Genomic DNA, 26,378 nt, shown 5'->3' with positions numbered 1-26,378 from the left:
GCTTTGCGTCGTTTCTTTTCGATTACTTGAGCACCAAGCGAAGGGACAGATAACGTTCAGCGTTATCCATCCCTTTTCCGCACTTAGCGGGTGGCGACGATGAACAAGCGCGGGAATGGCAGCAGCACCGAACCATCGCTCAGCGTCGGGTACGCCTGCTCGATAGCGGCGTGATATTGCTTGAGGTATTGCGCCTTTTCCGCGTCATCCAGCGGTTCGAGAAACGGCCGCAAGCCGCTGCCCTTGAACCACTCGACCACGCCCGACGTACCGCCCGCCAGCGGATGATGGTAGGTGGTGCGCCACACATCGACGCGCGCACAGTGCGGTCGCAGCATCGAGTAATAGTCGCTGGCACTGGCCATTTCCGTGCGTTGCCCGGCGGCGTCGGCCAATTTGCTGGCCCACGGGCCATTGGCAGCGACGTCACGCATCAGGCGATGGGACGGTTCGTTGAGGTTGTCCGGCATCTGAATCGCCAGGCTGCCACCGGGAGAAAGCTTGCTCACCAGAGCCGGCAGCAAATTCGCGTGATCGGGCAGCCACTGCAACACCGCGTTGGCGAAGATCACGTCGAACGGACCGCTCTCGTTCCAGGTGCCAATATCCACGGTGTCGAACTGCACCTGCGGCAAGCGCTTGCGGGCGGCTTCGATCATGTCGGTCGAACTGTCGACGCCGCGCACCGTGGCGCTGGTGAAGCGTTCCAGCAACAGCTCGGTCGAGTTGCCGGGGCCGCAACCGATGTCGATGGCCGAGCGTGCTTCAACGGGCGGGATCGCCGCGAGCAGATCCCGGGCCGGGCGCGTGCGTTCATCTTCAAAAGCGACGTATTGCTTGGCGGACCAACTCATTGCGTTCTCCTGTCGAATCGTTGTCCGGGCCTGGGCCGACAACCGGTTCGCTACGATACCTCGCCCCACGCATCCCTCCCTACCCGACTTTTGGATGTTCGAAGGATATGCAGGTCGTTTCTTATCGCCAAATGATCAGAATTCATAACCAGATCGACCGTTCGTCGAGCTATCAGCAAAGCAGTTTTGACAGCCTGAATTTCACTTCTATAGTCCAATCGCGGCCCGTCGGAAGGAACCCGAACCCGTTGGTTTGTACTCAAGGAGCAAGGCCAGCTCATGCCCGTGACAGGTGGGTTCCGTCCGTAGTGTTTGCGCAACGACCGCAAGGCAAGCAAGCGTTGTTGAGCCTGGAAAGATGCCAGGCATTCACTATGAACAAGGAGTTTCACTATGTCTCGAGTCACGGATGTACTGGTTTCCATTGACACCGAAACCATTCTGAAAAACTACCCGAACATCAGCAAAAACCCTGCTGCACCGACACTGATCGACGTCAATCACGTGTACATGGTGACCAACCAGAACAACGTGGTGAGCGGCCAGGCCGGTGGCGAACTCAACTTGAAAGCCCAGGTGGGCGACCTGATTCGCTGGCGTGAAACCAGCCTGTCGCAGAGCTTCGAGACCGCAGTGATTTTCTACAAGTTCGTCGGCAATATCGGCCTCGACTTGATCTCCACACCCACGCCACGCAAGGCTGTCGCCTGCGTTGCCGTGCCCAACACCAGCAATCCATCGGTGCCCAGCTGCCAGAAAGTCGATAACCATTACTGGTCTTCGGAAACCCTGTCCAGCGGCAGCGTGACGTATCACTTCCACTTCCTGATCGTGGATCGCGAGTGCAAGATCGTCGGCTGCTGTTCGTGGGACCCGTTCATTACCATCCGCAACTGACGAGCGTCAGGCCCCTTGGCAACGAGGGGCTTTTGCTGACTGCGTTGCCGCCTCGACAGGAACGGAATGCCTTGCATAAACCGAAGCGGCTACCGTCAAGTGTCACCATCATGAAAGGAATCCATGATGACTTCCGAACCGATAAAATCTCCTTCCTCAAGCGTCGCGACTGCCAATAATGTGTTGCTGATCGTCGATGCCGAATCACTGCTTCTACGCTACCCGGACCCGAGTCTTGAGGCGGAAAATCCGACACCCATTTCCGATGGATTCGTCTTCAGCATCAACGGATCGCCAGAACCACAAAGTACAACAAATGACAGCCTAATCACGTTGACCGCTGGCAGCGATGCGACTTTCCATATCCGCGGAAGAACCGTCAGCTTGCTCGCTGAGCACAGCGTGGTGTTTTACGAGATGTCTGTGGGTGACGCCGGCGTATTGTCGGTGCCGGAACTGGTGGTGCGGGGCGACCTGACAGTGCCGGCACCCGACACTGAAAACCCGACTGAACCGGGTACTCACCAAGCCGATGATCATTATTGGGCATGCACCCGACTCGCCGCCGGAGTTGAGGCGTGTGAGCTGCATTTCATGCTGGTTGATAAAAACTGCGAGGCGTTGGGGTATTTCAGTTGGGCGGTTGAAGTAAGGGTGCCCTGATCTGTAGGAGCCGGCTTGCTGGCGATGGCATCACCGCGGTTAATCAGCCACACCGCGTTGTCCGGATCGCCAGCAAGCCGGCTCCTACAGAAAGCGCGTCAGCAATCTGCTTGCAGCGCCCTGGCCATTTGCAGGTGGTTCTGCAGTTTGGGCAGGGTTTCTTCAGCGAAGGCTTTGATTTCCGGTACGTCGGTGGTCTGCGCCTCCTGCTCCAGTTGTTCGATGGCTTCCTGCGTGGTTTTCACCTGGCTGGCGGCGTATGCCTGATCAAAGGACGCACCCTCCTGCACTTGCGGCATCAAGGCTTTGGCCTTGTCGACCACCTCTTCCCGTGGCGCTACCGGCAGGTCCAGTTGCCTGGCGATTTTCGCCAGGTGCTGGTTCGCAGTGGTGCGGTCGTTGATGACGATGATGGTGAAGTCCTTGATCTCTTTGGATTCGGATTTCTGGTGCGCCAGGCGACTGGCTTCGATGTCGGCCATGCCTTTGGCCGAGGCATCGTTGATGAATTCGGTGGGGGACTGGGCAAAGGCACTGCTGGCACACAGGCCCAGTAACGTGGCAAATCCGGTGCTGCATAATCGGGTGGCCATCTGGCTCATGGTCGCGCCCTCCTCTCTATAAATTCAAACGGGAGCTTTCGCTCCCGCCTCTCAATCAAAACCACTTTCACCACTACTTGGATTTCTGGCCACCTTTGCGGCCCATGTCGGGTTTCAAAGGTTCTTTATCGACAGTCGTGGTGGTCGTTTTCCCACCTTTGCGACCGGCTTCAGACGCCTTCGTTCGATCGTTGGCGAAACTTCCCGAGTTCGAGTTTCTTGAGTTAGGCATGATTCTCTACCTCTTGGTGATGATCGCAGCGAGCAGGAGCCCGCATAGGATCTGAATTTCCATCACCGCAAAGGTTTAAAAAAAAACGGGATCGACGCGACGAACGGTGCCGTGGTTTTCAGGCCCCGAGTCGCAGGTGATGCTGGCGTTTGGCTGTGTACATCGCCTCGTCGGCATGGCGGAACAATTGCTTTTCTTCCGTGCCATGCTCGGGAAAATGCGCGACGCCGATGCTCAATTGAATGTTCAGGCTGTGCCCATCCAGCCGCAGCGGTTGCGCCAGGATATGACGGATTTTGCCCGCCACGCTGTCGGCATCTTCCGAGGCCTGAATGGTGTGCAGCAGCACCACGAACTCATCGCCGCCGATGCGCGCCACGGTGTCGGTTTCCCGCACGCAGCCTTTCAGGCGATTGGCGACCGCTTGCAGCAGCATGTCGCCGACTGCATGGCCGTGGGTGTCGTTGACTTCCTTGAAGCGGTCGAGGTCGACGTACAACAGCGCCATGCGACCGCTTTCCGACTTGGCCAGTGCCAGTGAGGCTTTCAGCCGGTCCCGGAGCAACTCGCGATTGGGCAGTTGGGTCAGTTGATCGTATTGGGCCATGCGCTGCAGCCGGGCGTGCAACTGCTTGCGCTCGATGGCGGTGGCGACCTGGGCGCACACGAACTGCAACAGTTCCTTGTCTTGCTCGGTGTAGCGCTCGCCGCCCGCCACGCTTTTGACGATCAGCGCGCCGATGGTGCCTTTCTGAGAGTTCAACGGCACGCCCAGCCAGCACGGCGAATGCTGGCCCGTGACCAGCGCCTCGAATCCAGCGGGGGTGTTTTCCTGATTCGGGGTCAGCAGGATCGGTTGACCGCTGCGGATCACTTCGGCGCACAAGCGTCCGGTCACCGTTCCAGGCTGTTCGGGTTGCTGCTCGTTGTCGTCGACGTGGTAAGGGAAATTGAGCTGCGCGCAATGCTCGTCATACAGCGCCACGGAGAAGTTCAGCGCCGGCAGCCATTCACCGATGATCAGGTGGATGCGTTTGAACAACGCCAACAAATCCTCCGCCGCGTGGGCCGCTTCGGAGATCGCGTACAGCGCCGCTTGTCGGGACTCGGCCTGCTTGCGTTCGGTGATGTCACGGGCCACGGCGATACGCAGCTGATCGACTTCCGACCAGCGTGCGGACCACAAGATGTGCACCACCCGGCCATCCTTGCGCACGTAACGGTTTTCGAAGTTGAGTTTGGGGTCGCCGCCCATGATCTCCCGCGCGGCGTCGAGGGTGCGCTGGCGGTCGGCGGGATGCACCAGTTCGATCATCGGCTGGCCGACCAACTCGTCAGGCGTGTAGCCGAAAATGCGCTCGCAGGCCGCGCTGACAAAAACGAAGCGCCCCTGTTTATCGACCGCGCAAACGGCGTCCAGCAGTAGATCGATGTAACTCGCCGACGGCGCGGAATTTCTGGTTGCCATGGTGCAGAGAGCATGTCCGAACAATGCAGCAATAAAGAACCATCCCTGACCAGTGATGATGCCGCTGACGCGTCCCTGCGATCAGTTTCAAGCCTTGTTCGGCATCAGCCCCGGCAAGGCATGCACCAGGGCGTTGATGGCGAAACCGATAAACATCACCCCGCACAACCGGGTGATCGCCAGTTCATGCCGTTGATACAGGCTGCGCACCTGCCGTGCACCGACGATGCCAATGAGGATAGCGTAGGCGATCAAACCGCCAACGAAGCTCAGAACGATCAGCCAGGGCAACATCGACCAATGCAGCAGTTCCGCACGGCTGGACAGCAACGCCGTAAAAGTCGCCACCGCCACCGGGTAAGCTTTGGGATTGGTCAGACCGAACAGAATGCCGTGCCAGAATGGCTGCCGCGCCGGGCCTTGCGGCGCTTCGGCGCTGCTGCGTTTGGCCCGCACTGCGCGCAAACCGAGCCAGAACAGATAGAGCCCGCTGAGCACGCCCAACACGTCAAACGCGGTGCTACCGATTTCCCGCGCACCGACAATCGCGATCAGCGCGGTGCTGCACCAGACCACGTCCCCGAGCAAATGCCCGCACAAAAAGCCTGCCCCTGCCCTTCGCCCACGCGCTGCACCAATACCGAACACCGCCAAAACGCCGGGCCCGGGCGTGATGCCGTAGATAAAGCCCGAGGCTAGAACGGCCATTAGCAGCGATGGGGTCATCGGGAAATCCTTTTGTACTATCCGGTGAATGGGCGCAAGTCTATATCAGGTCCCGGGGAATCGACTGACTGATCGTCGAAGAACTTCATTCCTGCGTACGGCCGCTGACGACAGGCGGCCAATCGCGACGCCAGGTCGCCGACATGGGCTTCGAGCTGGTGGCCGTCGGGGTCGAGGAAGTAGAACGACGCACCTTCGCTGCGGTTATCGCGCCATTCGCGGACGTTGGCGACTCGAAGGCGTTCAACGAATGGCAGGAAGCCGGATGCGCTGATGCTGAAGGCGTAATGGGTGTAGTCAGCGGCGGGTTCGGCGTTGCGCAGGGGATCGAGGGAAAGGCACAGCCATAGGCCGGGTAGCGAGAGATAGGCGCCGGAGTCCCATGTGGCTTCGAGCTTAAGTTGCAGGAGGTCGTGATAGAACGCTACGCTGCGATTCAGGTCGGTGACGGCGAGGGTCAGGTGGTTGAGGCCGGTTAGCAATCTGATTACCTCGAACGTCGGAAGATAGGCTGTGCAATATCTCCTCCTCAATCCGCTCATACAACCCGTTCAACGCCTGATTCAGGACCAGATCCCTTGTATGAGCTGGCTTGCAAGCGATAGCGGTCTGAGATTGCAATGCAGTTTTTGAGGGACTCATCGCCGGCAAGCCGGCTCCTACAGGGTTGTGGTTGCTTTGGGAGCGATCGTTATTACCTGAACGCCGCGGTCTTGTAGGAGCTGGCTTGCCAGCGATTGCGGTCTGAAGTTGCAATGCGGTTTTCGAGGGCCCCATCGCCGGCAAGCCGGCTCCTACAGGGTTGTGCGAGCTTTGGGAGCGATCGTTAATTCCTGCACGCCGCGGTCTTGTAGGAGCTGGCTTGCCAGCGATTGCGGTCTGAGATTGCAATGCAGTTTTTGAGGGACTCATCGCCGGCAAGCCGGCTCCTACAGGGTTGTGGTTGCTTTGGGAGCGATCGTTATTACCTGAACGCCGCGGTCTTGTAGGAGCTGGCTTGCCAGCGATTGCGGTCTGGGATTGCGATGCAGTTTTTGAGGGACGCATCGCCAGCAAGCCGGCTCCTACAGGGCTGTGTACTTCCCTAGAACTTGTCGAGTGTGCGCAGTTTTTGCGGCAGCCCCCACAACAACAGCGCAACCGCGATCAGCGCGCAGACGCCGATGACGTACAGCGCCGGGGTGGTGCTGCCGGTCAGGTCTTTGATTCGCCCGACCATGACCGGGCTGACGATGCCGCCGAACTGGCCGAGGGTGTTGATCACCGCGATCCCGCCCGCAGCCCCTGCGCCGGCACCGGCCAGCAGTTTCGGTGGCAGGGTCCAGAAGCTCGGAATTGAGGCGATGATCCCGGCGCCGAGCAAGCCCAGTGCGACAATCAGGAAAGTCGTGTGGTTGGCGAAGATCCCGGCACAGAAGAACCCTAGCGCGCCCACCGCCACCAGCCCGGCGACAAACTTGCGCCGCTCGCCGGTCGAGTCGGACAACCGCCCGATCACCACCATGCTGATCGCACCGCAGATGTACGGAATCGCGGTCAGCAAACCGATCATCACCGGGCTCTCGGTGCCTGCACTGCGGATCAGTTGCGGTGCCCAGAAGTTCAAGCCGTAGGACGCCACCTGAATCAGGAAGTAGATCAGGCCCAGCGTGAGAAAACCGGGAATCCGCAGCGCGGCGAGCAGCGAGCCACCGCTCTTGTGTGGTTCGTGGTGGGCGATGCGGCTGGCCAGCAATGTCTTCTCCGACGGTGTCAGCCAATGGGCGTCTTCGATACGGTCCTTGAGCAAGGTCAGCACCAGCAAACCGAGGCCGATGCAGGGCACGCCGCCGAGCAGAAACAGCCAATGCCAGCCGCGCATGTCCAGGAAACCATCGAGGTGTTGCAGCACCAGCCCGGAGAACGGTGCGCCGACCAGCCCGGCAAATGCTGATGACAGGAACAACATCGAGGTGATGCGCCCACGATAATGCTGCGGGAACCACAGCGTCAGGTAATACAGGACGCCCGGCGCAAAACCCGCTTCCATCGCGCCGATCACGAAGCGCAACGCGTAGAACTGCCATTCGCTGTTGACGAAGACCATCGCCGCCGTCGCAAGGCCCCAGGACATCATGATTCGCGCGATCCAGCGTCGGGCGCCGACCTTGTACAGCATCATGTTGCTCGGCACTTCGAAGATCACGTAACCGACCACGAACAGCCCGGCGCCGAGGCCGTATGCGGTGTCGCTCAGGCTCAGGTCGGCCTGCAACTGGAACTTGGCGAAGCTGATGTTGATGCGGTCGAAGAAGGCGAACAGGTAGCAGACCATGATCAGCGGCATCAGGCGCCAGGCGACTTTGCTGACCAGGGCTTTTTCTTCGTCGTGGCTAACGGACGGGCTCGCGCCCGCCTCCAGTACGTTAAGGCTCATGCTGTTTCTCCAGGCGGACTTCCCGTGGGTGTCCGATTGTTTTTGTTGTCTGGTTTGTTGTGGTTCGTTCTGTAGGAGCGAGGCTTGCCCGCGAAGGCGGTGTGTCAGTCGTTAGAAATGTTGAATGACAGGCCGCCTTCGCGGGCAAGCCTCGCTCCTACAGGGGATCGTCGGTGGGTCAGGAAGGCAACGGGTGCAGGTCGCAATTGCGGCCGGCCTTGGCCAGTTGGCCGGGGACTTCGTGGCCGAGCAGCGCGGGTAATCCTCGCGACAAGTTCAACAACAATGGCAGATCGATGCCGGTATGAATGCCGATTTCATCGCACAGGTTGACCAGGTCTTCGGTGCAGATATTGCCCGAGGCGCCGGGTGCGAACGGGCAACCACCGAGCCCGCCGAGGGCCGCGTCGAAGCGTCGGGCACCCGCCTCGTAAGCCGCCAGCACGTTGCACAAACCGAGGCCGCGGGTGTTGTGGAAATGCAGGGTCAGATCCGCTGGCGAAACCCGCTGCAACACCCGCCGCACCAGCCGATCCACCTGCCGCGGATTAGCCATGCCAGTGGTGTCGGCCAAGGTGACGCCCTGAATCCCGAGCTCCTGATATTCATCGACGATTTGCAGCACGCGGTCCTCATCGATCTTGCCCTCGAACGGGCAACCGAAAGTGGTGGCGATGCTGCCGTTCAATCGAACCTTGGTGTCTCCCACGTATTGCACGATCTCGCCGAACGCGGCCAATGAAGCTTCGCAACGCATGCGCATGTTGGCCAGGTTGTGAGTCTGGCTGGCGGACATCACCAGGTTCAGCTCATCGGCGCGGCACGCCAATGCCCGTTGCGCGCCCTTGAGGTTGGGGATCAACGCGACATAGATCACCCCCGGTTGGCGGGTGATGCCCTTGAACACCAGCTCGCCATCGCGCAGTGCAGGAATGGCCTTGGGCGACACGAACGAGCCGGCTTCGATGCGACTGAATCCAGCCAGCGACAGCTGATCGATCAGGGCAATCTTGTCGGCGGTTTCCACCCAGGTCGGCTCTATCTGCAAGCCGTCGCGCGGGGAGACTTCCTGAACGATCAGGCTCTCGGAAAAATCAGTGATCATTGCACCACCCCTTCAGTTTTCAGGCGTTCGATGTCCGCATCCGTCAGGCCCAGCCCCGCGAGAATCCCGTCGGTGTGCTGGCCCAGGCCCGGCCCCGACCAGTTCACGCCGCCGGGGGTTTCGGAAAGTTTGGGCACGATGCCCGGCATCTTCACTTTCGCGCCGCCGGGCAGGTCGGCGTTGAGCAACATGTCCCGCGCCTGATAGTGCGGGTCGGCGACGATGTCGGCCACGGAATAGATGCGCCCGGCCGGTACTTCAGCGGCTTCCAGGGCCGCCAGCACGTCATCGATGGGCAGGCTGCTGGTCCAGTGGGTGATGGCGGCGTCGAGCACGTTACTTTTCAAGGCGCGGCCATCGTTGTGGGCAAACTCAGGCGCTTCGGCCAGATCGCGACGACCGATCACGTCCATCAAACGTTTGTAGATCGGGTCGCTGTTGCCGGCGATCACCACGTAGGCGCCATCGGCCGTCAGGTAGGTGTTGGACGGCGCAATGCCGGGCAAGGCGCCGCCGCTGCGTTCGCGAACATGGCCGAGCATGTCGTATTCCGGCACCAGGCTTTCCATGACATTGAACACGCTTTCAGCCAGCGACACATCGACCACTTGCCCGCCGCCCTGCCCGGTCTTGACCCGCAGCAGCGACATCAACGCACCAATCACCGCGTGCAAGGACGCCAGGGAATCACCGAGGCTGACACCCACCCTCGCCGGCGGCGAACCGGGGGTGCCGGTGGTGTAGCGAATGCCGCCCATGGCCTCGCCGATGGCGCCGAAACCCGGGCGGTCGCGGTAGGGGCCGGTCTGGCCGTAACCGGAAATGCGTACCAGCGTCAGGTTGGGATTGAGCGCGTGCAGCACGTCCCAGCCCAGACCGAGTTTTTCCAGGGTACCGGGGCGCAGGTTTTCGATCAGCACGTCGGCGCTGGTCGCCAGTTGCTTGACCAGTTCAATGCCTTCAGGGGATTTCAGATTCAGCGCCAAGGACTTCTTGTTGCGCGATTGCAGGTACCACCACAGCGAGGTGCCTTCGTGCAGCTTGCGCCATTTGCGCAGGGGGTCGCCCTGGCCCATGGCTTCGATCTTGATCACTTCGGCGCCGAACTCGGCGAGCATGCGGGCGGCGAACGGCGCGGCGATCAGCGTGCCGATTTCGATCACTTTGATTGCGCTCAGGGGGGCAGTCATCGCGGGGTACCTCTTATTCTTGGAATATGCGCCAAGGCTAGAGGAGCGAGGGGAATGGAATCCAACCTTCAGTTGGCAACGGGCGTTCGCCAAACGCGAACGCTCTGGAAGATTGTCGCGACCTCAGGTCCGCCTTCGCGGGCAAGCCTCGCTCCTACAGGTTTGCGAGATCCCTGTAGGAGCGAGGCTTGCCCGCGAAGGGGCCGGACCTGCCAACGATAATCTCAACCCTGCCCGCGCAACTGCTCAAACAACATCCGGCTCACCGGCGACAACGCCGCTTCATCGCGCACGACGATGATCAACGCCCGATCCGACCAGTCATCCGTCAACGGCACCGCATGCAAACCCAACGCCCGGCCAAACAGTTCATAAGCCTTCTGCGGCAAAATCCCGATGCCCATGTTGGCCTGGACCATCCGGCACATCGCATCGAACCCCGGCACATGAATCCGCAGCCGCAGCACTTTGCCCGCCTGACGCGCGGCCGCGTGGGTGCGCATGTTGATGGAACTGGCGGCGTGCAGGCCGACGTAATCGCTGTCCAGCGTATCGGCGAACGCCAGGCTGGAACGGCTGGCCAAGGGATGATCCGGCAGCATCAGCACCACCAGTTTGTCCTGGCGATACAGCACGCTGTGCAGACCTTTCACATCGCTGTCGCTGGAACAGATCCCGAGGTCCGCCACGCCATCCAGCACCCCTTGAATCACCCCGCTGCTGGGGCGTTCTTCGAGGTCGGTCTTGACCTGCGGATGACGTTCTGAAAAGTCCCGCAAGTCTTCCGGCAGGAATTGAATGATCGCCGACAGGTTGGCGAGCATCCGCACATAGCCGCGAATACCGTGGCTGTGCTCACCCAACTCCAGGCCCATTTTCTCGACGTTGAACAACATCTGCCGAGCGTGGTGCAACAGGGTTTCGCCGGCCGGAGTCAGGGTCATGCCCTTGGCCTGACGCACAAACAGACTGATGCCCAGCGCCTCCTCCAACTCCATCAACCGCTTGCTCGCCGCCGACACCGCAATCGCTTCGCGCGCAGCGGCACGGGTCAGCGTGCCTTCTTCGTGGACGGCGACGAACAACTGAAGGGTCATCAGATCGAGACGGCGGATCAGGCTTTTTTGCAGCATGGAGGGCTCGGCGATGTCGGTTCGGGCGAAGACGCAGCATAGCGTCCTTTGCGCCCGAACCGTGCGACCGTCAAAACGCGCTGCGGAAAATCTCCTCGATCTGCCGCTGATCCGCTGCACGTGGGTTGGTCACGCCGCACGCGTCTTTCAAGGCGTTGCTGGCGAGCGTCGGGATGTCGTTGAGCCGGGCGCCGAGTTCACGCAACCCGGCGGGAATTTCCACATCCCTGGCCAGGCTGCGGATCGCCGTGATGGCTGCCTGCGCGCCCTCTTCCGGGCTGAAGCCGCGAATATCGGCGCCCATTGCGTGGGCCACGTCGGTCAGGCGTTCGGCGCACACCAGCGCGTTGAAGCTCTGCACATGCGGCAACAGCACGGCGTTACAAACGCCATGGGGCAAGTCGTAGAAACCACCCAGCTGGTGCGCCATGGCATGCACGTAGCCAAGGGACGCATTATTGAACGCCATGCCCGCGAGGAACTGTGCGTAAGCCATGTTTTCCCGTGCGGCCAGGTCGCTGCCATCGCGCACGGCCAGGCGCAGGTTGCTGCTGATCAGCGTCATCGCCTTCAGCGCGCAGGCATCGGTGATCGGGTTGGCAGCGGTGGACACGTAGGCTTCGATGGCGTGGGTCAGCGCGTCCATCCCGGTGGCGGCGGTCAGGCTTTTGGGCATGGCGACCATCAGCGCCGGGTCGTTGACCGACAGCAGCGGCGTGACGTTGCGGTCGACGATGGCCATTTTCACGTGACGGGTTTCGTCAGTGATGATGCAGAAACGCGTCATCTCGCTGGCGGTGCCGGCGGTGGTGTTGATGGCGATCAACGGCAGTTGCGGCTTCTCGGATTGATCGACGCCTTCGTAATCGCGAATCTGCCCGCCATTGGTCGCGCACAACGCGATGCCTTTGGCGCAGTCGTGGGGCGAACCACCGCCCAGCGACACCACGAAATCACAGCGACTTTCCTTGAGCAGGCCCAGCCCGCTCTCGACGTTGGCGATGCTCGGGTTGGGCTTGGCGCCGTCGAAGATGACCGAGTCGATGTCTTTCATTGCCAGCCTTTCGGCGATCATCGCAGCCACGCCCGCCTTGGCCAGCCCGGCGTCGGTGACAATCAGCGCCTTTTTAAAACCGTACTTGCCGATGGCGTCCATGGCCTCGTCGAGGCAACCAATACCCATGATGTTCACGGCGGGGATGAAAAACGTGCTGCTCATGGCGAATCTCCAGGTCTGGGCCGTATCGGCGGTTCGATCCGGCGGATACCCACAGGATCGACCCATCGGCGCGGCGTTAACTTGATCTGGCTCAAGTCCGGGTCGTGATAAAGTCGCCGCCCATCCGACCTTTTGCTTTTTGAGACGACGACCGCAATGACCGATTTCCAGGATGTCGATGCCCAACTAGAAGACTGGAACGCCCTGCGCGCCACCGCCTCGATCAGCGGCCTGCTGGTGGGCAACGGCGCCAGCCGCGCGGTCTGGGACGATTTCGGCTACGACTCGCTGTTCGAAAACGCCCGCACCGTCGAAGAAAAACCCCTGAGCCAGTCCGAGCTCAGCGTTTTCGACGCGATGCAAACGCGCAGTTTCGAGCAGGTGCTGGGTGCGCTGAAAACCACCAGCCGGGTGAACAAAGCCCTGGCCGTCAGCTCCGCCGCGCCGCGCAATCGCTACTACGCGATCAAGGAAGCGCTGATCAACACCGTGCACGCGGTGCACATCCCGTGGCGACTGGTGGTGCCTTCGACGCTGGCGACGATCAATCAGGAACTGGGCCGTTACCGGACGGTGTTCACCACCAATTACGACTTGCTCAACTACTGGGCGATCCAGCACCAGCCGGATGCGATCACCGACCTGTTCCAGGGTGCCGAGCCGGGGTTTGACTTGAGCGCCACGGCGACCGATAAAACCCGTCTGCTGTACCTGCACGGCGGGTTGCATCTGGTGCGCAATCAGGACGGCACGGCGCGCAAACTGATGTCGACCGAAGGCACGCTGCTGGGCAGTTTTGCGATCAACAACACGATCAAGACGCTGGATGACGTGCCGCTGTTTGTGAACGAAGGGCCGAGCGCAGACAAGCTCAAGACCATCCGCAGCTCGGATTATTTGTCGTTTTGCTATGACCAGTTATTGGGGCATGCCGAGGGGTTGTGCGTCTTCGGGCATGCGCTTGGAGAGCAGGACAGCCACATCATTCATGCGCTGCGCCAGGCGAAACCCAAGGTGGTGGCGATTTCGATTTATCCGCGCAGCAAGGCGTTTATCCAGCATCAGAAGCGGCATTACGCGAAGGTGTTTGAGGGGACCGGATCGGAGCTGCGGTTTTTTGATTCGAAGACGCATGCGTTGGGCAGTCCGAAGCTCACCGTTCCCGTCGAGGTGTAACACCGATTTTGTAGGAGCCGGCTTGCTGGCGATGGCGGTGGGTCAGTCGACGCATTTATCGCCTGATCGGACGCAATCGCCAGCAAGCCGGCTCCTACAGGGGTGCGCGGTGTTATGCAGCTCACTCTTCAGCGCTATGCACCACCACCAGCAACTGCGCCTGAACCTCGCCCACTGAGCGGATCCGGTGCGGTTTCTGCGCATTGAAGTGCAGCGCATCACCGCGCTCTAGCAGCACGCGCTCGTTCATGAAGTCCACTTCCACCTGCCCTTCGTGGACAAACAGAAACTCCTCCCCCACGTGTTCCTTGAAGGTTTTGTCCGCGAATTCGAACGGCGGATAAATGATGAACGGCAGCAGACTGCGCTCACTCACCTGATGCGCCAGCACCGCATAGCCAGGGCTCTCATCATTGGCCGCCAGCGACTGACGCTCATGGCTGCGCACCAGGCTGTAGCTGTCGAGGCTGACGCTGTCTTCGGAGAACAATTCCTCGACCTTGACGTTCAGCGCCTTGGCCAGTTTCAGCGCAGCCGCGATGGACGGCGTATTCAACCCGCGCTCGACTTTCGACAGATAGCTCTTGGTCATCCCGGATTTTTCAGCCAGGGCCTCAAGCGTCACGCCCAGTTTTTTTCTCAGTAATTTCAAACGGATAGACATGCAGAACGATTAATCCATCGAGGAGGCAACGATTCATCCTTGCCAATGACACAATGTGTCATATAGCATCATTTGTGTCATTTGCATTCACCAAGGCCTTGCGAGCAACGAGTGAACGGCAAATCCGACGTCCATTGAACCACCCAAAGGACACCGATATGGCCAAGACCTTAGCATTACCCAAAGAGCAACTGGTCAAGCAAGCGCTGACCCAGATGCAAAATACCCTGGCAGATAATACGTGGACCGACCGGCAAAAGCTGGCCCTGACCTGCCGCATTCTGTTCGAGCACGGCCACGACTCTGGCCTGGCCGGGCAGATCACCGCCCGTGGCCCGCAGCCCGGCACTTACTACACTCAACAACTGGGCCTGGGTTTCGACGAAATCACCGCCAGCAACCTGCTGCTGGTCAACGAAGACCTGGAAGTGCTTGAAGGCCACGGCATGCCCAACCCGGCCAACCGTTTCCACAGTTGGGTGTACCGCGCCCGGCCGGACGTGAACTGCATCATTCACACGCACCCGACGCACGTCGCGGCGCTGTCGATGCTTGAAGTGCCGCTGCAGATTTCCCACATGGACCTCTGCCCGCTCTACGACGATTGCGCGTTTCTCGAAGGCTGGCCGGGTGTGCCGGTCGGTAACGAAGAAGGCGAGCTGATTGCCGGCGCCCTCGGCGACAAGCGCGCGGTCCTGCTGTCGCACCACGGTCAGTTGTCCACCGGCACGACCATCGAAGAAGCCTGTGTGATCGCGCAACTGATCGAACGCGCCGCGAAGCTGCAACTGTTGGCCATGAGCGCCGGGACCATCAAGCCGATCATTCCGGAACTGGGCCGTGAAGCCCACGACTGGATCTCGAAACCCAAGCGCCATGGCGCTGCGTTCAACTACTACGCTCGGCAGAACCTGCGCCAACACGCCGATTGCCTGAACTGAACCCAAGCATTTTCAAGAGGAGCGTCGCCATGTCGACCCCAACGATTCACGGCATCATCGGCTACACCATCACCCCGTTCACCGCCAATGGCGAAGGCGTCGATCTCGACGCGCTCGGACGTTCCATCGACCGCCTGATCGACGACGGCGTCCACTCGATCGCGCCGCTGGGCAGCACCGGCGAAGGCGCTTACCTGAGCGACGCGGAGTGGGACCAGGTCAGCGAGTTCAGCATCAAGCACGTGGCCAAACGGGTGCCGACCATCGTCAGCGTATCCGACCTGACCACCGCCAAAGCGGTGCGCCGCGCACGTTTCGCCGAAGCCCATGGCGCCGACGTGGTGATGGTCTTGCCGACGTCTTACTGGAAACTCAGCGAAGCGGAAATCCTCGCCCATTACCGCGCCATCGGCGACAGCATCGGCGTACCGATCATGCTCTACAACAACCCGGCCACCAGCGGCACGGACATGTCGGTCGACCTGATCCTGCGCATCGTCAACACCGTGGACAACGTAACCATGGTCAAGGAGAGCACCGGCGACATCCAGCGCATGCACCAATTGCATCGGCTCGGCGAAGGTCAGGTGCCGTTCTACAACGGCTGCAATCCGCTGGCACTGGAGGCGTTTGCCGCCGGGGCGAAAGGCTGGTGCACGGCGGCGCCGAACCTGATTGCGCAGCTCAATCTCGATTTGTATGAAGCGGTATTGGCCAATGATCTGAGCAAGGCGCGTGAACTGTTCTATCGCCAGTTGCCGTTGCTGGACTTCATTTTGAAGGGTGGGTTGCCGGCGACGATCAAGGCCGGTTTACGTGCGACCGGGCTGGAGGTGGGGGATCCACGGTTGCCGGTGTTTCCGTTGGGTGAGGCTGGGCAGAGTCAGTTGCAGGCACTGCTGAACGCGATGCGCTGATCACCAAACCTGTAGGAGCCGGCTTGCTGGCGATCGCGGTGGGTCAGTCAACTTCTTTATCGACTGACCCTTCGCGATCGCCAGCAAGCCGGCTCCTACAGGGTTTTGTGTGGTTTTTTAGAGCACCGGCAAGGTCTTGTCCTTGATCACGGTGGTCGGGCCGTTGGTCTTCACGCTGGCGATGCCTTTTTCCCGCGCGGCCTCGGAAGAATAGGCCTCGCTGCTGCCGATGATCTCGTGGTTGGCAGCCTTGAGGTTGAAATACGGATGGCCATCCTTGGTAGTCTTTTTCTCGTAGCGCTCATCCAGCGGGCTGTTCTTCTGCACTGAGGCGATGCCGTTTTCGGCGGCGCTGCGAGTGGTGTAGTGCTCGCTGTTCAGAATGGTTTCGGCATTCGCCGCTTTCAGCACGAAGCGAAACTGGCCGTTGCTGGTTTTGCTCAACTCATACCATCCAGACATAATTTTTCTCCTTGGCGATTGAGGGGTTTCGCGCTTCAGAGTAAAGACCAGCCGTGGATTTTTGTCGCCTGAACCGGCCTCTTCGCGGGCAAGTCGAATCGTCGCACCGCTCGCTCCTACAGGAACGCGTTCCCCTGTAGGAGCGAGGCTTGCCCGCGAATGGATCGACACGGTCTACGCTATTTCACCACTGCACGAACCACCGACAACTCCGGCGCCTGCACCCGCCGTTGCGACAAATACCGCGTACAACTCACCCGCAAGAACGAAGCGAAATTCACCACTTCCCCGCGATAATCCATCACCTCTTCATACAGCTTGGCGATCAACTGGTTGGTGGTCATGCCGTCGACCTCGGCGATTTCGCTGAGGATGTCCCAGAACTGATTCTCCAGCCGCAGGGTGGTGACCACCCCGCAGATGCGCAGCGAGCGGGAGCGCGATTCGTAGAGAATCGGGTCGGCCTTGACGTAGAGCTCGCACATGAAAAAGTCCCTCGTTACAGCGTGATTTTGGTGCCCAGCAACCCGAGGAAACCGGCGAGCCAGCTCGGGTGGGCCGGCCAGGCCGGAGCAGTGGCCAGATTGCCTTGAACGTGACCTTCCGTCACCGGGATATCGATAAACGTACCGCCGGCCAAGCGTACTTCCGGTGCGCAAGCCGGGTAGGCGCTGCATTCGCGACCTTCCAGAATGCCTGCCGCCGCCAGCAATTGCGCACCGTGGCACACGGCGGCGATCGGCTTGCCGGCCTTGTCGAAGGCACGCACCAGGTCCAGGACTTTTTCGTTCAGGCGCAGGTATTCCGGGGCACGACCGCCGGGGATCAGCAGCGCGTCGTAGTCGGCTTCAGCGACCTTGGCAAAATCGAAGTTCAAGGCAAACAGATGCCCAGGCTTTTCGCTGTAGGTCTGGTCGCCTTCGAAGTCGTGGATCGCCGTGCGCACGGTCTGGCCGGCGGATTTGTCCGGGCAGACGGCGTGCACCGTGTGGCCGACCATCAGCAGTGCCTGGAACGGCACCATCACTTCGTAGTCTTCGACGTAATCGCCGACCAGCATCAGGATTTTCTTGGCAGCCATGGGGAGGACTCCTCTGGGAAATAGACAGGAGTATTCAAGGTAGTCGTTATCCAGAGGGGCGGGTAATAACCAGCTACTACGGCGTTATCGTTCTTCGCGGGCAAGCCTCGCTCCTACAGGATTTCGGTTGGTCGCGGTAATGCGCTCGGCACAAAACCTGTAGGAGCGAGGCTTGCCCGCGAAGGGGCCCTCAAACTGTACGGATAACTCTGCGCCTAGCTGTAACAGCGGCCCCCACCGGATTTATGGCTAGATGAAGACACTTCCCACCACCCTCGGTTCTGGTTGCCCTCATGTCCACGCGCGAAAACACCGGCATGGCCCTCGGCCTGCTCGGCGTTGTGATTTTCAGCCTGACCCTGCCCTTCACACGGATCGTCGTGCAGGAACTCCATCCGTTGCTCAATGGCCTCGGACGTGCGCTGTTCGCGGCGATTCCGGCGGCGCTGTTGTTACTGTGGCGCAGGGAAAAATGGCCGACCTGGAAACAGGTCAAAGGCCTGACGCTGGTGATCGCCGGCGTGATCCTCGGCTTCCCTGTTTTATCCGCCTGGGCGATGCAAACCTTGCCCGCGTCCCACGGCGCATTGGTCAACGGCCTGCAACCTCTGTGCGTGGCACTGTACGCTGCGTGGTTGTCCCACGAACGCCCGTCGAAAGCCTTCTGGGCCTGCGCCGCGCTGGGCAGTGCGCTGGTGCTGGGTTACGCGCTGATCAGCGGTGCCGGGAGCATTCAGGCCGGTGATTTGCTGATGCTCGGCGCAATTGCCGTAGGCGGTTTGGGGTATGCCGAAGGGGGGCGCTTGGCCAAGGAGATGGGCGGCTGGCAGGTGATCTGCTGGGCGCTGGTGCTGTCGACGCCGCTGTTGATCGGACCGGTGGTGTACCTGGCGCTGCAACACCAGGGCGAAATTTCGGCCAAGACCTGGTGGGCCTTTGGTTATGTTTCGCTGTTCTCGCAGTTCATCGGTTTCTTCGCCTGGTACGCCGGGTTGGCCATGGGTGGCATTGCCCGGGTCAGTCAGATCCAGCTGTTGCAGATCTTCTTCACCATCGCGTTCTCGGCGTTGTTCTTCGGTGAACACATCGAGCCGATCACCTGGCTGTTTGCTGCCGGGGTGATCGTGACGGTGATGTTGGGGCGTAAAACGGCGGTCAAACCTGCACGTATTGCCACTGCATAACCCGAGAGCATTGACACCGCGCAACCCTGTAGGAGCCGGCTTGCTGGCGATGGCATCACCGCGGTGTATCTGACAGACCGAGGAGATGCCATCGCCAGCAAGCCGGCTCCTACAGTTCAGTGGTAGTCGTCGGCACGCAGCAAGGTTCAGAGGTATTTGTCAGCGCGCAGCAGGGTTTCCAGGCAATGTTCAGTGATGTGGTAGAAATCCTTCAGCTCCTGAATCTTCACCAACAACTGGGCCGGGTCCACCGGCTCGGCGCGCTTGACCGCCAGGATCATCTTGTTCTTGTTGGTGTGGTCCAGTGAGATGAACTCGAAGACCTTGGTTTCGTAACCGCAGGCTTCAAGGAACAACGCACGCAAACTGTCGGTGACCATTTCCGCTTGCTGACCCAGGTGCAAACCGTATTGCAGCATCGGCTTGAGCAGCGCCGGGCTCTGGATTTGCAGGCGGATCTGCTTGTGGCAGCACGGCGAGCACATGATGATCGACGCGCCGGAACGAATGCCGGTGTGGATCGCATAATCAGTGGCGATGTCGCAGGCGTGCAGCGCGATCATCACGTCCAGCTCGCTCGGCGCCACACTGCGCACGTCACCGCACTTGAACACCAGCCCCGGGTGTTCCAGTTTCGCGGCGGCGGCGTTGCACAAGTTGACCATTTCTTCACGCAGCTCGACGCCGGTCACTTCGCCTTCGGCGTTCAAGGTGTTGCGCAAATAGTCGTGGATCGCGAACGTCAGGTAGCCCTTGCCCGAACCGAAGTCCGCGACCCGCACCGGTTTGTCCAGTGCCAGCGGCGAGGTGGTCAGGGCATGGCTGAAGACTTCGATGAACTTGTTGATCTGCTTCCACTTGCGCGACATCGCCGGGATCAGCTCGTGCTTGCTGTTGGTCACACCGAGGTCGGCAAGGAACGGCCGGCTGAGGTCGAGGAAGCGGTTTTTCTCGCGGTTGTGCTCGGCGGACGGCACTTCGCGCAATTGCTGAGGTTTGCTCTTGAACAGCGAAGACTTGCCCTTTTTGCTGTATTCGAGCTGGGCTTCGTCGGTCAGCGACAACAAATGCGCATTTTTGAACGAGGCCGGCAGCAACGCGGCGATGGTCGCCACGCCCTCGGCCAGCGGCAGGTTCTTGGTGATGTCGCGGGTTTTGTAGCGGTAGACGAAGGACAGGCAAGGCTGATCCTTGACCGTCAGTTGCTTGATGATCAGCCGTTGCAGATCCGCTTCGGTGCCGACGTACTTGGCCAGCACCAGTTTGATGAAGGCATTGGCGTCGAGGCTGGTTTGCAGCAGGTCGATGAACTGGGCGTGGTGATCCGGCGCGAGGCTGGCGGGAGTGGCGGTGACGGACATGGAAAAAACGGCCTCGGGCGGAGCGAATCGGGAATGGCGGGTATTTTAGGGGGGATAAGGATTGAGGGCACGGGTAATTTCCCGAACGGCACACATCCCCTGTGGGAGCGGGCTTGCTCGCGAAGGCAGTGCTCAATCCAACATTGATGCCGGCTGACACGACGCCTTCGCGAGCAAGCCCGCTCCCACAGGGAAAGCGTCGCGGCCTGGGATTCAGCCTAGAACCACCAACCGGTTCGGCAGTTCATTGCGCACGTGGGTCACCGGCACATGCACCTTGAGCAGCTCACCGCACGCTTCCACGCACGTCACAAAGCCCTGCAACGTCTGCCCCTGTTTCACCTGCTGGGTGAACGCCGCCACAATGGCGTCCCAGTTTTTGTTATCCAGCCGTTTGGAAATACCTTCGTCCACCAGGATTTCCACATAGCGCTCGGCCTCGCAAACGAAAATCAGCATGCCGGTGCTGCCAACGGTGTGGTGCAGGTTTTGCTCCAGGAACTGCCGGCGCGCCAGGTTCGAGGCGCGCCAGTGACGCACCGAGCGCGGGATCAGGTGCGTGGTGACTTTCGGAATGCGGAACACCAGGCACAGCACGATGAAGGTGAGCCATTGCACCAGCAGCAGGCTGTGCATGGTCAGCCAGCCGGTCAAATAATGCACGACACCCGGCACCACCAGCGCCAGCAGGCTGGCCCATAGCAGCGGGATGTACGCATAGTCGTCGGCGCGGGCTGCAAGCACCGTCACCAGCTCGGCATCGGTGTCGCGCTCGACCCGGGCGATTGCCTCGGCGACTTTGCGTTGTTCGTGTTCAGTCAGTAATGCCATGTCTTAAAGTGCTCGTTCATTATTGTTTTCACCAGCCGCCCGACGAACCGCCGCCCCCGAAACTGCCCCCGCCGCCGCTGAAGCCCCCGCCTCCACCGCCGCCGCCAAAACCACCACCGCCGAAACCACCACTCGAACCACCCGACCCGCCTCGGCCCGCCGGCAGAATCCCGAACATCTGCAAGACGAATATCGTCAGGATGAACAGCACCACCAGAAACACGAAAATCCCCGGGTGTCGGGAAACAAAATCACCGTCCTGATCGCCGCCCGACTCATAAATAGTCGACGGTTCATCCAGCGGGCTGCCGCCCAACACCACCAGCATCGCCGCGACCCCGTCGCTGATGCCCTTGCTGAAGTTACCGGCCTTGAACGCCGGGGTGATCACCTGATGGATGATCACCGAACTCTGCGCATCGGTCAGGCGATCTTCCAGGCCATAACCGACTTCAATCCGCAGCTTGCGCTCATCACGGGCGACGATCAGCAGCGCGCCATTGTTCTTGTCCTTCTGGCCGATGCCCCAATGGCGCCCGAGTTGGTAACCGAAGTCGGCAATCTCGGCGCCCTGCAAGTCCGGCAACGTCACCACCACCAACTGCTCGCCGGTGGCCTTTTCATGGGCATTGAGCTGTTGCGTCAGCTGCTCGCGCACCGACGGCTCGATCATCCCGGCGTTGTCCACCACCCGCCCGGTCAGCTCCGGAAACTTCAGCTCGGCCTGGGCCGTGGCAGCAAACACCCAAAGCAACAGCGCCAGGCCCACATTCAACACGCGCATTGGCAACCTCATCCGTGGTAATGCTTCAAGCCGGTCAGAATTTCACTTCAGGCGCTTTCTCGGCACCGGGGGTGGTGGCTTCAAAGGTTTCGCGGATCGGCAAGTCGCTGTACATCACGGTGTGCCACAAGCGACCCGGGAAGGTGCGGATTTCGGTGTTGTAGTTCTGCACCGCGAGAATGAAATCCCGACGCGCCACGGCGATGCGATTCTCGGTGCCTTCCAGTTGCGATTGCAACGCCAGGAAATTCTGGTTGGCCTTGAGGTCCGGATAACGCTCGGACACCACCATCAAACGGCTCAAGGCACCGGTCAGCTGATCCTGCGCCTGCTGGAACTGCTTGAGTTTCTCGGGGTTGTCGAGGGTGCTGGCATCCACCTGAATGGACGTCGCCTTGGCCCGGGCTTCGATCACCGCGGTCAGGGTTTCCTCCTCGTGTTTCGCATAGCCCTTGACGGTTTCCACCAGGTTGGGGATCAGGTCGGCGCGGCGCTGGTACTGGTTCTGCACCTGGCCCCAGGCGGCCTTGGCCTGTTCGTCGAGGGTCGGAATATTGTTGATGCCGCAACCGGCCAGCAACGTGGTCAGCAACATCAAGGCTGCGACCTGCAGGCTCGACCGAGTGTGATGTCGTACATTCATCTGGTTGACGCTCCCGTGCACATTCCGTTGAAAAAACAACCAGCAACCTCCTGACCGGACACTTCGGGCATAATCTGCCGCCGCTACTGGATTGCATCGAGCCAATGGGCTAAAAGATGCCCCTGCGCGAAAACACTGCGCAAGTGTGCCCGCATTTACCTGAACAACAATAGTCGCTCCCTAAATTTTGGCTGACCGGCGCGTATTCACTGCCGTTTGGGCTTTTGAGAAAACCATTCATGAAGAAGCTGTGTTTGTTGGGCCTGTTCGTCAGCCTGGCCAGTCATAACGTATTGGCCGCCACGACGCCCACACCTCTGGAAAACAAGGACGCTTTCATCAGCAACCTGATGAAGCAGATGACCCTCGATGAAAAAATCGGCCAGTTGCGCCTGATCAGCATCGGCCCGGAAATGCCTCGGGAGCTGATCCGCAAGGAAATTGCCGCCGGTAACATCGGCGGTACGTTCAACTCGATCACCCGCCCGGAAAACCGTCCGATGCAGGACGCGGCGATGCGCAGCCGGTTGAAGATCCCGATGTTCTTCGCCTACGACGTGATCCACGGCCACCGCACGATTTTCCCGATCCCTATCGCCTTGGCCTCGAGCTGGGACATGGACGCCATTGGCCTGTCCGGGCGCATCGCCGCCAAGGAAGCTTCGTCGGACGGCGTCGACCTCACTTTTGCGCCGATGGTCGACATCTCCCGCGACCCGCGCTGGGGCCGTACTTCCGAAGGTTTCGGTGAAGACACCTATCTGGTGTCGCGCATCGCCGGCGTGATGGTCAAGGCATTCCAGGGCGCCGGCGCGAACGCGGCCGACAGCATCATGGCCAGCGTCAAGCACTTCGCCTTGTATGGCGCGGTCGAGGGCGGTCGCGACTACAACGTCGTCGACATGAGCCCGGTCAAGATGTACCAGGACTACCTGCCACCGTACCGCGCCGCGATTGACGCCGGTGCCGGCGGGGTCATGGTCGCGTTGAACTCGATCAACGGCATACCGGCCACCGCCAACACCTGGCTGATGAACGACCTGTTGCGCAAGGAATGGGGCTTCAAAGGCCTGGCGGTCAGCGACCACGGGGCGATTTTCGAGCTGATCAAGCACGGCGTTGCCGCTGATGGCCGCGAAGCCGCGAAGCTGGCGATCAAGGCCGGCATTCATATGAGCATGAACGACACGCTCTACGGCAAGGAGCTGCCAGGGCTGCTCAAGGCCGGCGAGATCCAGCAGAGCGACATCGATAATGCCGTGCGCGCAGTGCTCGATGCCAAGTACGACATGGGCCTGTTCAAGGACCCGTACCTGCGCATCGGCAAGGCTGAAGATGATCCGGTCGACACTAACGCCGACAGCCGCCTGCACCGCGCCGAGGCCCGCGACGTTGCGCGCCGCAGCCTGGTGTTGCTGAAGAACCAGGGCGAAACCCTGCCGCTGAAGAAAACCGCGAAAATCATGCTGGTCGGTCCGTTGGCCAAGGCACCGATCGACATGATGGGCAGTTGGGCCGCCAACGGTCGCCCTGCGCAATCGGTGACACTGTTCGACGGTATGACCACCGCACTCGGTGCGCAGTCGACGCTGATCTACGCCCGTGGCGCCAACATCACCAGCGACAAGAAGGCGCTGGATTACCTGAACTTCCTCAACTTCGACGCACCGGAAGTGGTCGATGACCCGCGCTCGGCGCAAGTGCTGATCGACGAAGCGGTGAAAGCCGCCAAGGATGCCGATGTGATCGTCGCGGCGGTCGGTGAATCCCGTGGCATGTCCCACGAGTCCTCCAGCCGCACCGACCTGAACATCCCGGCCAATCAGCGCGACCTGATCAAGGCGTTGAAAGCCACTGGCAAACCGCTGGTGCTGGTGTTGATGAACGGCCGCCCGCTGTCGATTCTCGAAGAGAAAGACCAGGCTGACGCGATTCTGGAAACCTGGTTCAGCGGCACTGAAGGCGGCAACGCCATCGCCGACGTTTTGTTCGGCGACTACAACCCGTCGGGCAAACTGCCGATCACCTTCCCGCGTTCGGTGGGCCAGATTCCGACCTACTACAACCACCTGAGCATTGGCCGGCCGTTCACGCCGGGCAAACCGGGCAACTACACCTCGCAGTATTTCGATGACACCACCGGCCCCCTGTTTCCGTTCGGCTTCGGTCTGAGCTACACCGATTTCAGCCTGACCGACATGGCCCTGTCATCGACCACGCTGAACAAGACCGGCAAGCTCGACGCCAGCGTCATGGTGAAAAACACCGGCAAGCGCGACGGCGAAACCGTGGTGCAGTTGTACATCCAGGACGTGACCGGCTCGATGATCCGGCCACTGAAGGAACTGAAGAACTTCCAGAAAATCACGCTCAAGGCCGGTGAACAGAAAGTCGTGCACTTCACCATCACCGAGGATGACCTGAAGTTCTTCAACGCTCAGTTGAAGTACGCAGCGGAGCCAGGCAAGTTCAACGTGCAGATCGGCCTGGATTCCCAGGACGTGACGCAGCAGAGCTTCGAACTTCTGTAATCCTTCAAACGCCACAAAACCTGTGGGAGCGGGCTTGCTCGCGAAAGCGGACTGTCAGTCAACATCTTCGTTGACTGACACGGCCCCTTCGCGAGCAAGCCCGCTCCCACATTTGATCCCAGTGTTTTCGGGATCTGCGTTCAGCCCCGGCGATCCAGCAGATTCACCACCAGCCGATCCACCCATCCCCAGATCCTCTGCTTCACCCGCCGCCACAGCGGCCGGCGTTGCCAGGCCTCCAGGCTGACTTCCTGGCTCGATGCGAAGTCCCGCTCGAAACTCGCCGCCACCGCACGCGTCAGCCCCGGGTCCAGCGCTTCAAGATTGGCTTCCAGGTTGAATCGCAAATTCCAGTGATCGAAATTGCACGAGCCAATGCTCACCCAATCATCGACCAGCACCATTTTCAGGTGCAGGAAACACGGCTGGTATTCGAAGATCTGCACCCCTGCCTTGAGTAATCGCGGGTAGTAACGATGCCCGGCATAACGCACCGACGGGTGATCGGTGCGCGGACCGGTCAACAACAGACGCACATCAACGCCTCGAGCTGCCGCCCGGCGCAACGAGCGGCGGACTTTCCAGGTCGGCAGGAAATACGGTGTGGCCAGCCAGATTCGCTTTTGTCCGCTGTTCAGCGCACGAACCAGCGATTGCAGGATGTCCCGGTGTTGGCGGGCGTCGGCATACGCGACCCGGCCCATGCCCTCGCCCATCGGCGGCACACGGGGCAATCGCGGCAAACCGAAATGCGAGGCAGGTTTCCAGGCGCGGCGATGGCGGTTGGCGATCCATTGGCGATCGAACAACAACTGCCAGTCGATGACCAGAGGACCGGTGATTTCCACCATCACTTCGTGCCATTCGCTGGCGTCTTCGCCCGGCGTCCAGAACTCATCGGTGACACCGGTGCCGCCGACCACGGCCATGCTCTGATCGACCAGCAACAGCTTGCGATGATCGCGGTAGAAATTACCGACCCAGCGCCGCCAGCTCAGGCGATTGTAGAAGCGCAGCTCTACGCCGGCCGCCATCAGCCGCTGACGCAAGGTCAGGGTAAACGCGAGGCTGCCGTAATCATCGAACAGGCAGCGCACCCGCACGCCGCGCTCGGCGGCCTGGACCAGTGCCTGAACCATGGCCTCGGCACACGCGCCCGCCTCCACCAGGTACAGCTCCAGTTCGACTTGTTCCTCGGCGCGCGCAATCGCGACCAGCATCCGAGGAAAGAACTGCGGACCGTCGATCAGCAGTTCGAAGCTGTTGCCTTCACGCCAGGGAAAAATCGCGCCGGCCAT

General features: G+C 60.6%; 27 protein-coding genes. 7 read left to right on the top strand and 20 right to left on the bottom strand.

Features of this window, described 5'->3' with window-relative positions; all coding sequences use genetic code 11:
• Window positions 1–83: 83 nt before the first annotated feature.
• Window positions 84–854: a trans-aconitate 2-methyltransferase gene (gene tam, locus IB245_RS22310; protein WP_192228675.1), complete on the bottom strand. Its 771-nt coding sequence runs from the start codon at window positions 852–854 to the stop codon at window positions 84–86.
• Between the two features lie 393 nt (window positions 855–1,247).
• Here tam and IB245_RS22305 point away from each other — a divergent pair, with 393 nt between their 5' ends.
• Together IB245_RS22305 and IB245_RS22300 are read left to right on the top strand one after the other, a co-directional pair.
• Window positions 1,248–1,751 carry an inclusion body family protein gene (locus IB245_RS22305; RefSeq protein WP_008025740.1) on the top strand — a complete coding sequence of 168 codons (504 nt, stop codon included), beginning with the start codon at window positions 1,248–1,250 and terminating at the stop codon, window positions 1,749–1,751.
• 126 nt (window positions 1,752–1,877) lie between these two features.
• A complete protein-coding gene (locus IB245_RS22300) occupies window positions 1,878–2,414 on the top strand; it encodes an AidA/PixA family protein (protein WP_192228674.1) in 537 nt (178 codons plus the stop codon).
• Window positions 2,415–2,512: 98 nt separating this feature from the next.
• On the opposite strand, the gene IB245_RS22295 is transcribed toward IB245_RS22300, so the two are convergent.
• From IB245_RS22295 to yiaY, 10 genes are all read right to left on the bottom strand, one after another.
• Window positions 2,513–3,016: a DUF4142 domain-containing protein gene (locus tag IB245_RS22295; protein ID WP_192228673.1), complete on the bottom strand. Its 504-nt coding sequence runs from the start codon at window positions 3,014–3,016 to the stop codon at window positions 2,513–2,515.
• A 73-nt stretch (window positions 3,017–3,089) separates the two neighbouring features.
• Window positions 3,090–3,248, bottom strand: coding sequence for a KGG domain-containing protein (locus tag IB245_RS22290; protein ID WP_008025734.1), 159 nt, complete (start codon window positions 3,246–3,248; stop codon window positions 3,090–3,092).
• A gap of 118 nt (window positions 3,249–3,366) precedes the next feature.
• The gene (locus IB245_RS22285) at window positions 3,367–4,716 is read right to left on the bottom strand and encodes a bifunctional diguanylate cyclase/phosphodiesterase (protein WP_008036168.1); all 1,350 of its coding nucleotides are present in this window, start codon (window positions 4,714–4,716) and stop codon (window positions 3,367–3,369) included.
• Window positions 4,717–4,803: 87 nt separating this feature from the next.
• Window positions 4,804–5,442 carry a LysE family translocator gene (locus tag IB245_RS22280; RefSeq protein ID WP_008036165.1) on the bottom strand — a complete coding sequence of 213 codons (639 nt, stop codon included), beginning with the start codon at window positions 5,440–5,442 and terminating at the stop codon, window positions 4,804–4,806.
• A gap of 17 nt (window positions 5,443–5,459) precedes the next feature.
• Window positions 5,460–5,924, bottom strand: a complete 465-nt coding sequence (gene fos, locus IB245_RS22275; protein ID WP_192228672.1) for a fosfomycin resistance glutathione transferase — start codon at window positions 5,922–5,924, stop codon at window positions 5,460–5,462.
• Window positions 5,925–6,526: 602 nt separating this feature from the next.
• A complete protein-coding gene (locus IB245_RS22270) occupies window positions 6,527–7,858 on the bottom strand; it encodes an MFS transporter (RefSeq protein WP_008025730.1) in 1,332 nt (443 codons plus the stop codon).
• Window positions 7,859–8,036: 178 nt separating this feature from the next.
• Entirely contained in the window at window positions 8,037–8,963 is a 927-nt protein-coding gene (locus IB245_RS22265; RefSeq protein WP_192228671.1) for a hydroxymethylglutaryl-CoA lyase, read from the bottom strand.
• Window positions 8,960–10,153 (bottom strand): CaiB/BaiF CoA transferase family protein, encoded by a 1,194-nt coding sequence (locus IB245_RS22260; protein ID WP_192228670.1) that lies wholly within the window; start codon window positions 10,151–10,153, stop codon window positions 8,960–8,962. Before IB245_RS22260 ends, IB245_RS22265 begins: the two co-directional genes overlap by 4 nt.
• Window positions 10,154–10,377: 224 nt before the next feature.
• Window positions 10,378–11,286 carry a LysR family transcriptional regulator gene (locus IB245_RS22255; protein ID WP_008025723.1) on the bottom strand — a complete coding sequence of 303 codons (909 nt, stop codon included), beginning with the start codon at window positions 11,284–11,286 and terminating at the stop codon, window positions 10,378–10,380.
• Between the two features lie 70 nt (window positions 11,287–11,356).
• On the bottom strand, window positions 11,357–12,505 hold the full coding sequence (gene yiaY / locus IB245_RS22250) for an L-threonine dehydrogenase (protein WP_008025719.1): 1,149 nt from the start codon (window positions 12,503–12,505) through the stop codon (window positions 11,357–11,359).
• A 156-nt stretch (window positions 12,506–12,661) separates the two neighbouring features.
• On the opposite strand from yiaY, the gene IB245_RS22245 reads away from it, so the two are divergent.
• Complete coding sequence (locus IB245_RS22245) at window positions 12,662–13,681, top strand: DUF4917 family protein (RefSeq protein WP_192228669.1); 1,020 nt, start codon at window positions 12,662–12,664, stop codon at window positions 13,679–13,681.
• A gap of 121 nt (window positions 13,682–13,802) precedes the next feature.
• On the opposite strand, the gene IB245_RS22240 is transcribed toward IB245_RS22245, so the two are convergent.
• Window positions 13,803–14,345, bottom strand: coding sequence for a helix-turn-helix domain-containing protein (locus tag IB245_RS22240; protein ID WP_008039507.1), 543 nt, complete (start codon window positions 14,343–14,345; stop codon window positions 13,803–13,805).
• Between the two features lie 158 nt (window positions 14,346–14,503).
• On the opposite strand from IB245_RS22240, the gene IB245_RS22235 reads away from it, so the two are divergent.
• Complete coding sequence (locus IB245_RS22235; protein WP_008025714.1) at window positions 14,504–15,286, top strand: aldolase; 783 nt, start codon at window positions 14,504–14,506, stop codon at window positions 15,284–15,286.
• A gap of 29 nt (window positions 15,287–15,315) precedes the next feature.
• A complete protein-coding gene (locus IB245_RS22230; RefSeq protein ID WP_192228668.1) occupies window positions 15,316–16,203 on the top strand; it encodes a dihydrodipicolinate synthase family protein in 888 nt (295 codons plus the stop codon).
• A gap of 117 nt (window positions 16,204–16,320) precedes the next feature.
• On the opposite strand, the gene IB245_RS22225 is transcribed toward IB245_RS22230, so the two are convergent.
• From IB245_RS22225 to IB245_RS22215, 3 genes are all read right to left on the bottom strand, one after another.
• Window positions 16,321–16,665, bottom strand: coding sequence for a YegP family protein (locus IB245_RS22225; RefSeq protein ID WP_008025708.1), 345 nt, complete (start codon window positions 16,663–16,665; stop codon window positions 16,321–16,323).
• Between the two features lie 179 nt (window positions 16,666–16,844).
• On the bottom strand, window positions 16,845–17,150 hold the full coding sequence (locus tag IB245_RS22220) for a ribbon-helix-helix domain-containing protein (RefSeq protein WP_008025707.1): 306 nt from the start codon (window positions 17,148–17,150) through the stop codon (window positions 16,845–16,847).
• A 14-nt stretch (window positions 17,151–17,164) separates the two neighbouring features.
• Entirely contained in the window at window positions 17,165–17,746 is a 582-nt protein-coding gene (locus IB245_RS22215; protein WP_192228667.1) for a DJ-1/PfpI family protein, read from the bottom strand.
• 293 nt (window positions 17,747–18,039) lie between these two features.
• Between IB245_RS22215 and IB245_RS22210 the strand changes: the two genes are divergently transcribed.
• Window positions 18,040–18,930 (top strand): DMT family transporter, encoded by an 891-nt coding sequence (locus tag IB245_RS22210; protein ID WP_008025702.1) that lies wholly within the window; start codon window positions 18,040–18,042, stop codon window positions 18,928–18,930.
• Window positions 18,931–19,076: 146 nt separating this feature from the next.
• Here the strand turns inward: IB245_RS22210 and IB245_RS22205 are convergent, their stop codons facing one another.
• The 4 genes from IB245_RS22205 to IB245_RS22190 all read right to left on the bottom strand — a co-directional run bounded on the left by IB245_RS22205 (window position 19,077) and on the right by IB245_RS22190 (window position 22,549).
• Window positions 19,077–20,291: a class I SAM-dependent methyltransferase gene (locus IB245_RS22205; protein WP_192228666.1), complete on the bottom strand. Its 1,215-nt coding sequence runs from the start codon at window positions 20,289–20,291 to the stop codon at window positions 19,077–19,079.
• 213 nt (window positions 20,292–20,504) lie between these two features.
• Window positions 20,505–21,122, bottom strand: a complete 618-nt coding sequence (locus IB245_RS22200) for a TPM domain-containing protein (RefSeq protein ID WP_008025698.1) — start codon at window positions 21,120–21,122, stop codon at window positions 20,505–20,507.
• Window positions 21,123–21,150: 28 nt separating this feature from the next.
• Window positions 21,151–21,906, bottom strand: coding sequence for a TPM domain-containing protein (locus IB245_RS29215; RefSeq protein WP_192228665.1), 756 nt, complete (start codon window positions 21,904–21,906; stop codon window positions 21,151–21,153).
• A 34-nt stretch (window positions 21,907–21,940) separates the two neighbouring features.
• Window positions 21,941–22,549, bottom strand: a complete 609-nt coding sequence (locus IB245_RS22190; protein ID WP_008025694.1) for a LemA family protein — start codon at window positions 22,547–22,549, stop codon at window positions 21,941–21,943.
• A 239-nt stretch (window positions 22,550–22,788) separates the two neighbouring features.
• Here IB245_RS22190 and bglX point away from each other — a divergent pair, with 239 nt between their 5' ends.
• Window positions 22,789–25,080: a beta-glucosidase BglX gene (gene bglX, locus IB245_RS22185; protein WP_192228664.1), complete on the top strand. Its 2,292-nt coding sequence runs from the start codon at window positions 22,789–22,791 to the stop codon at window positions 25,078–25,080.
• Window positions 25,081–25,220: 140 nt separating this feature from the next.
• Here bglX and IB245_RS22180 read toward each other — a convergent pair whose 3' ends face one another.
• A complete protein-coding gene (locus tag IB245_RS22180; protein WP_192228663.1) occupies window positions 25,221–26,378 on the bottom strand; it encodes a phospholipase D-like domain-containing protein in 1,158 nt (385 codons plus the stop codon).

The organism is Pseudomonas sp. PDM02, assembly GCF_014852285.1.
Classification (GTDB): Bacteria; Pseudomonadota; Gammaproteobacteria; order Pseudomonadales; family Pseudomonadaceae; genus Aquipseudomonas; species Aquipseudomonas migulae.
This window is presented reverse-complemented; position numbering and strand designations above follow the sequence as displayed.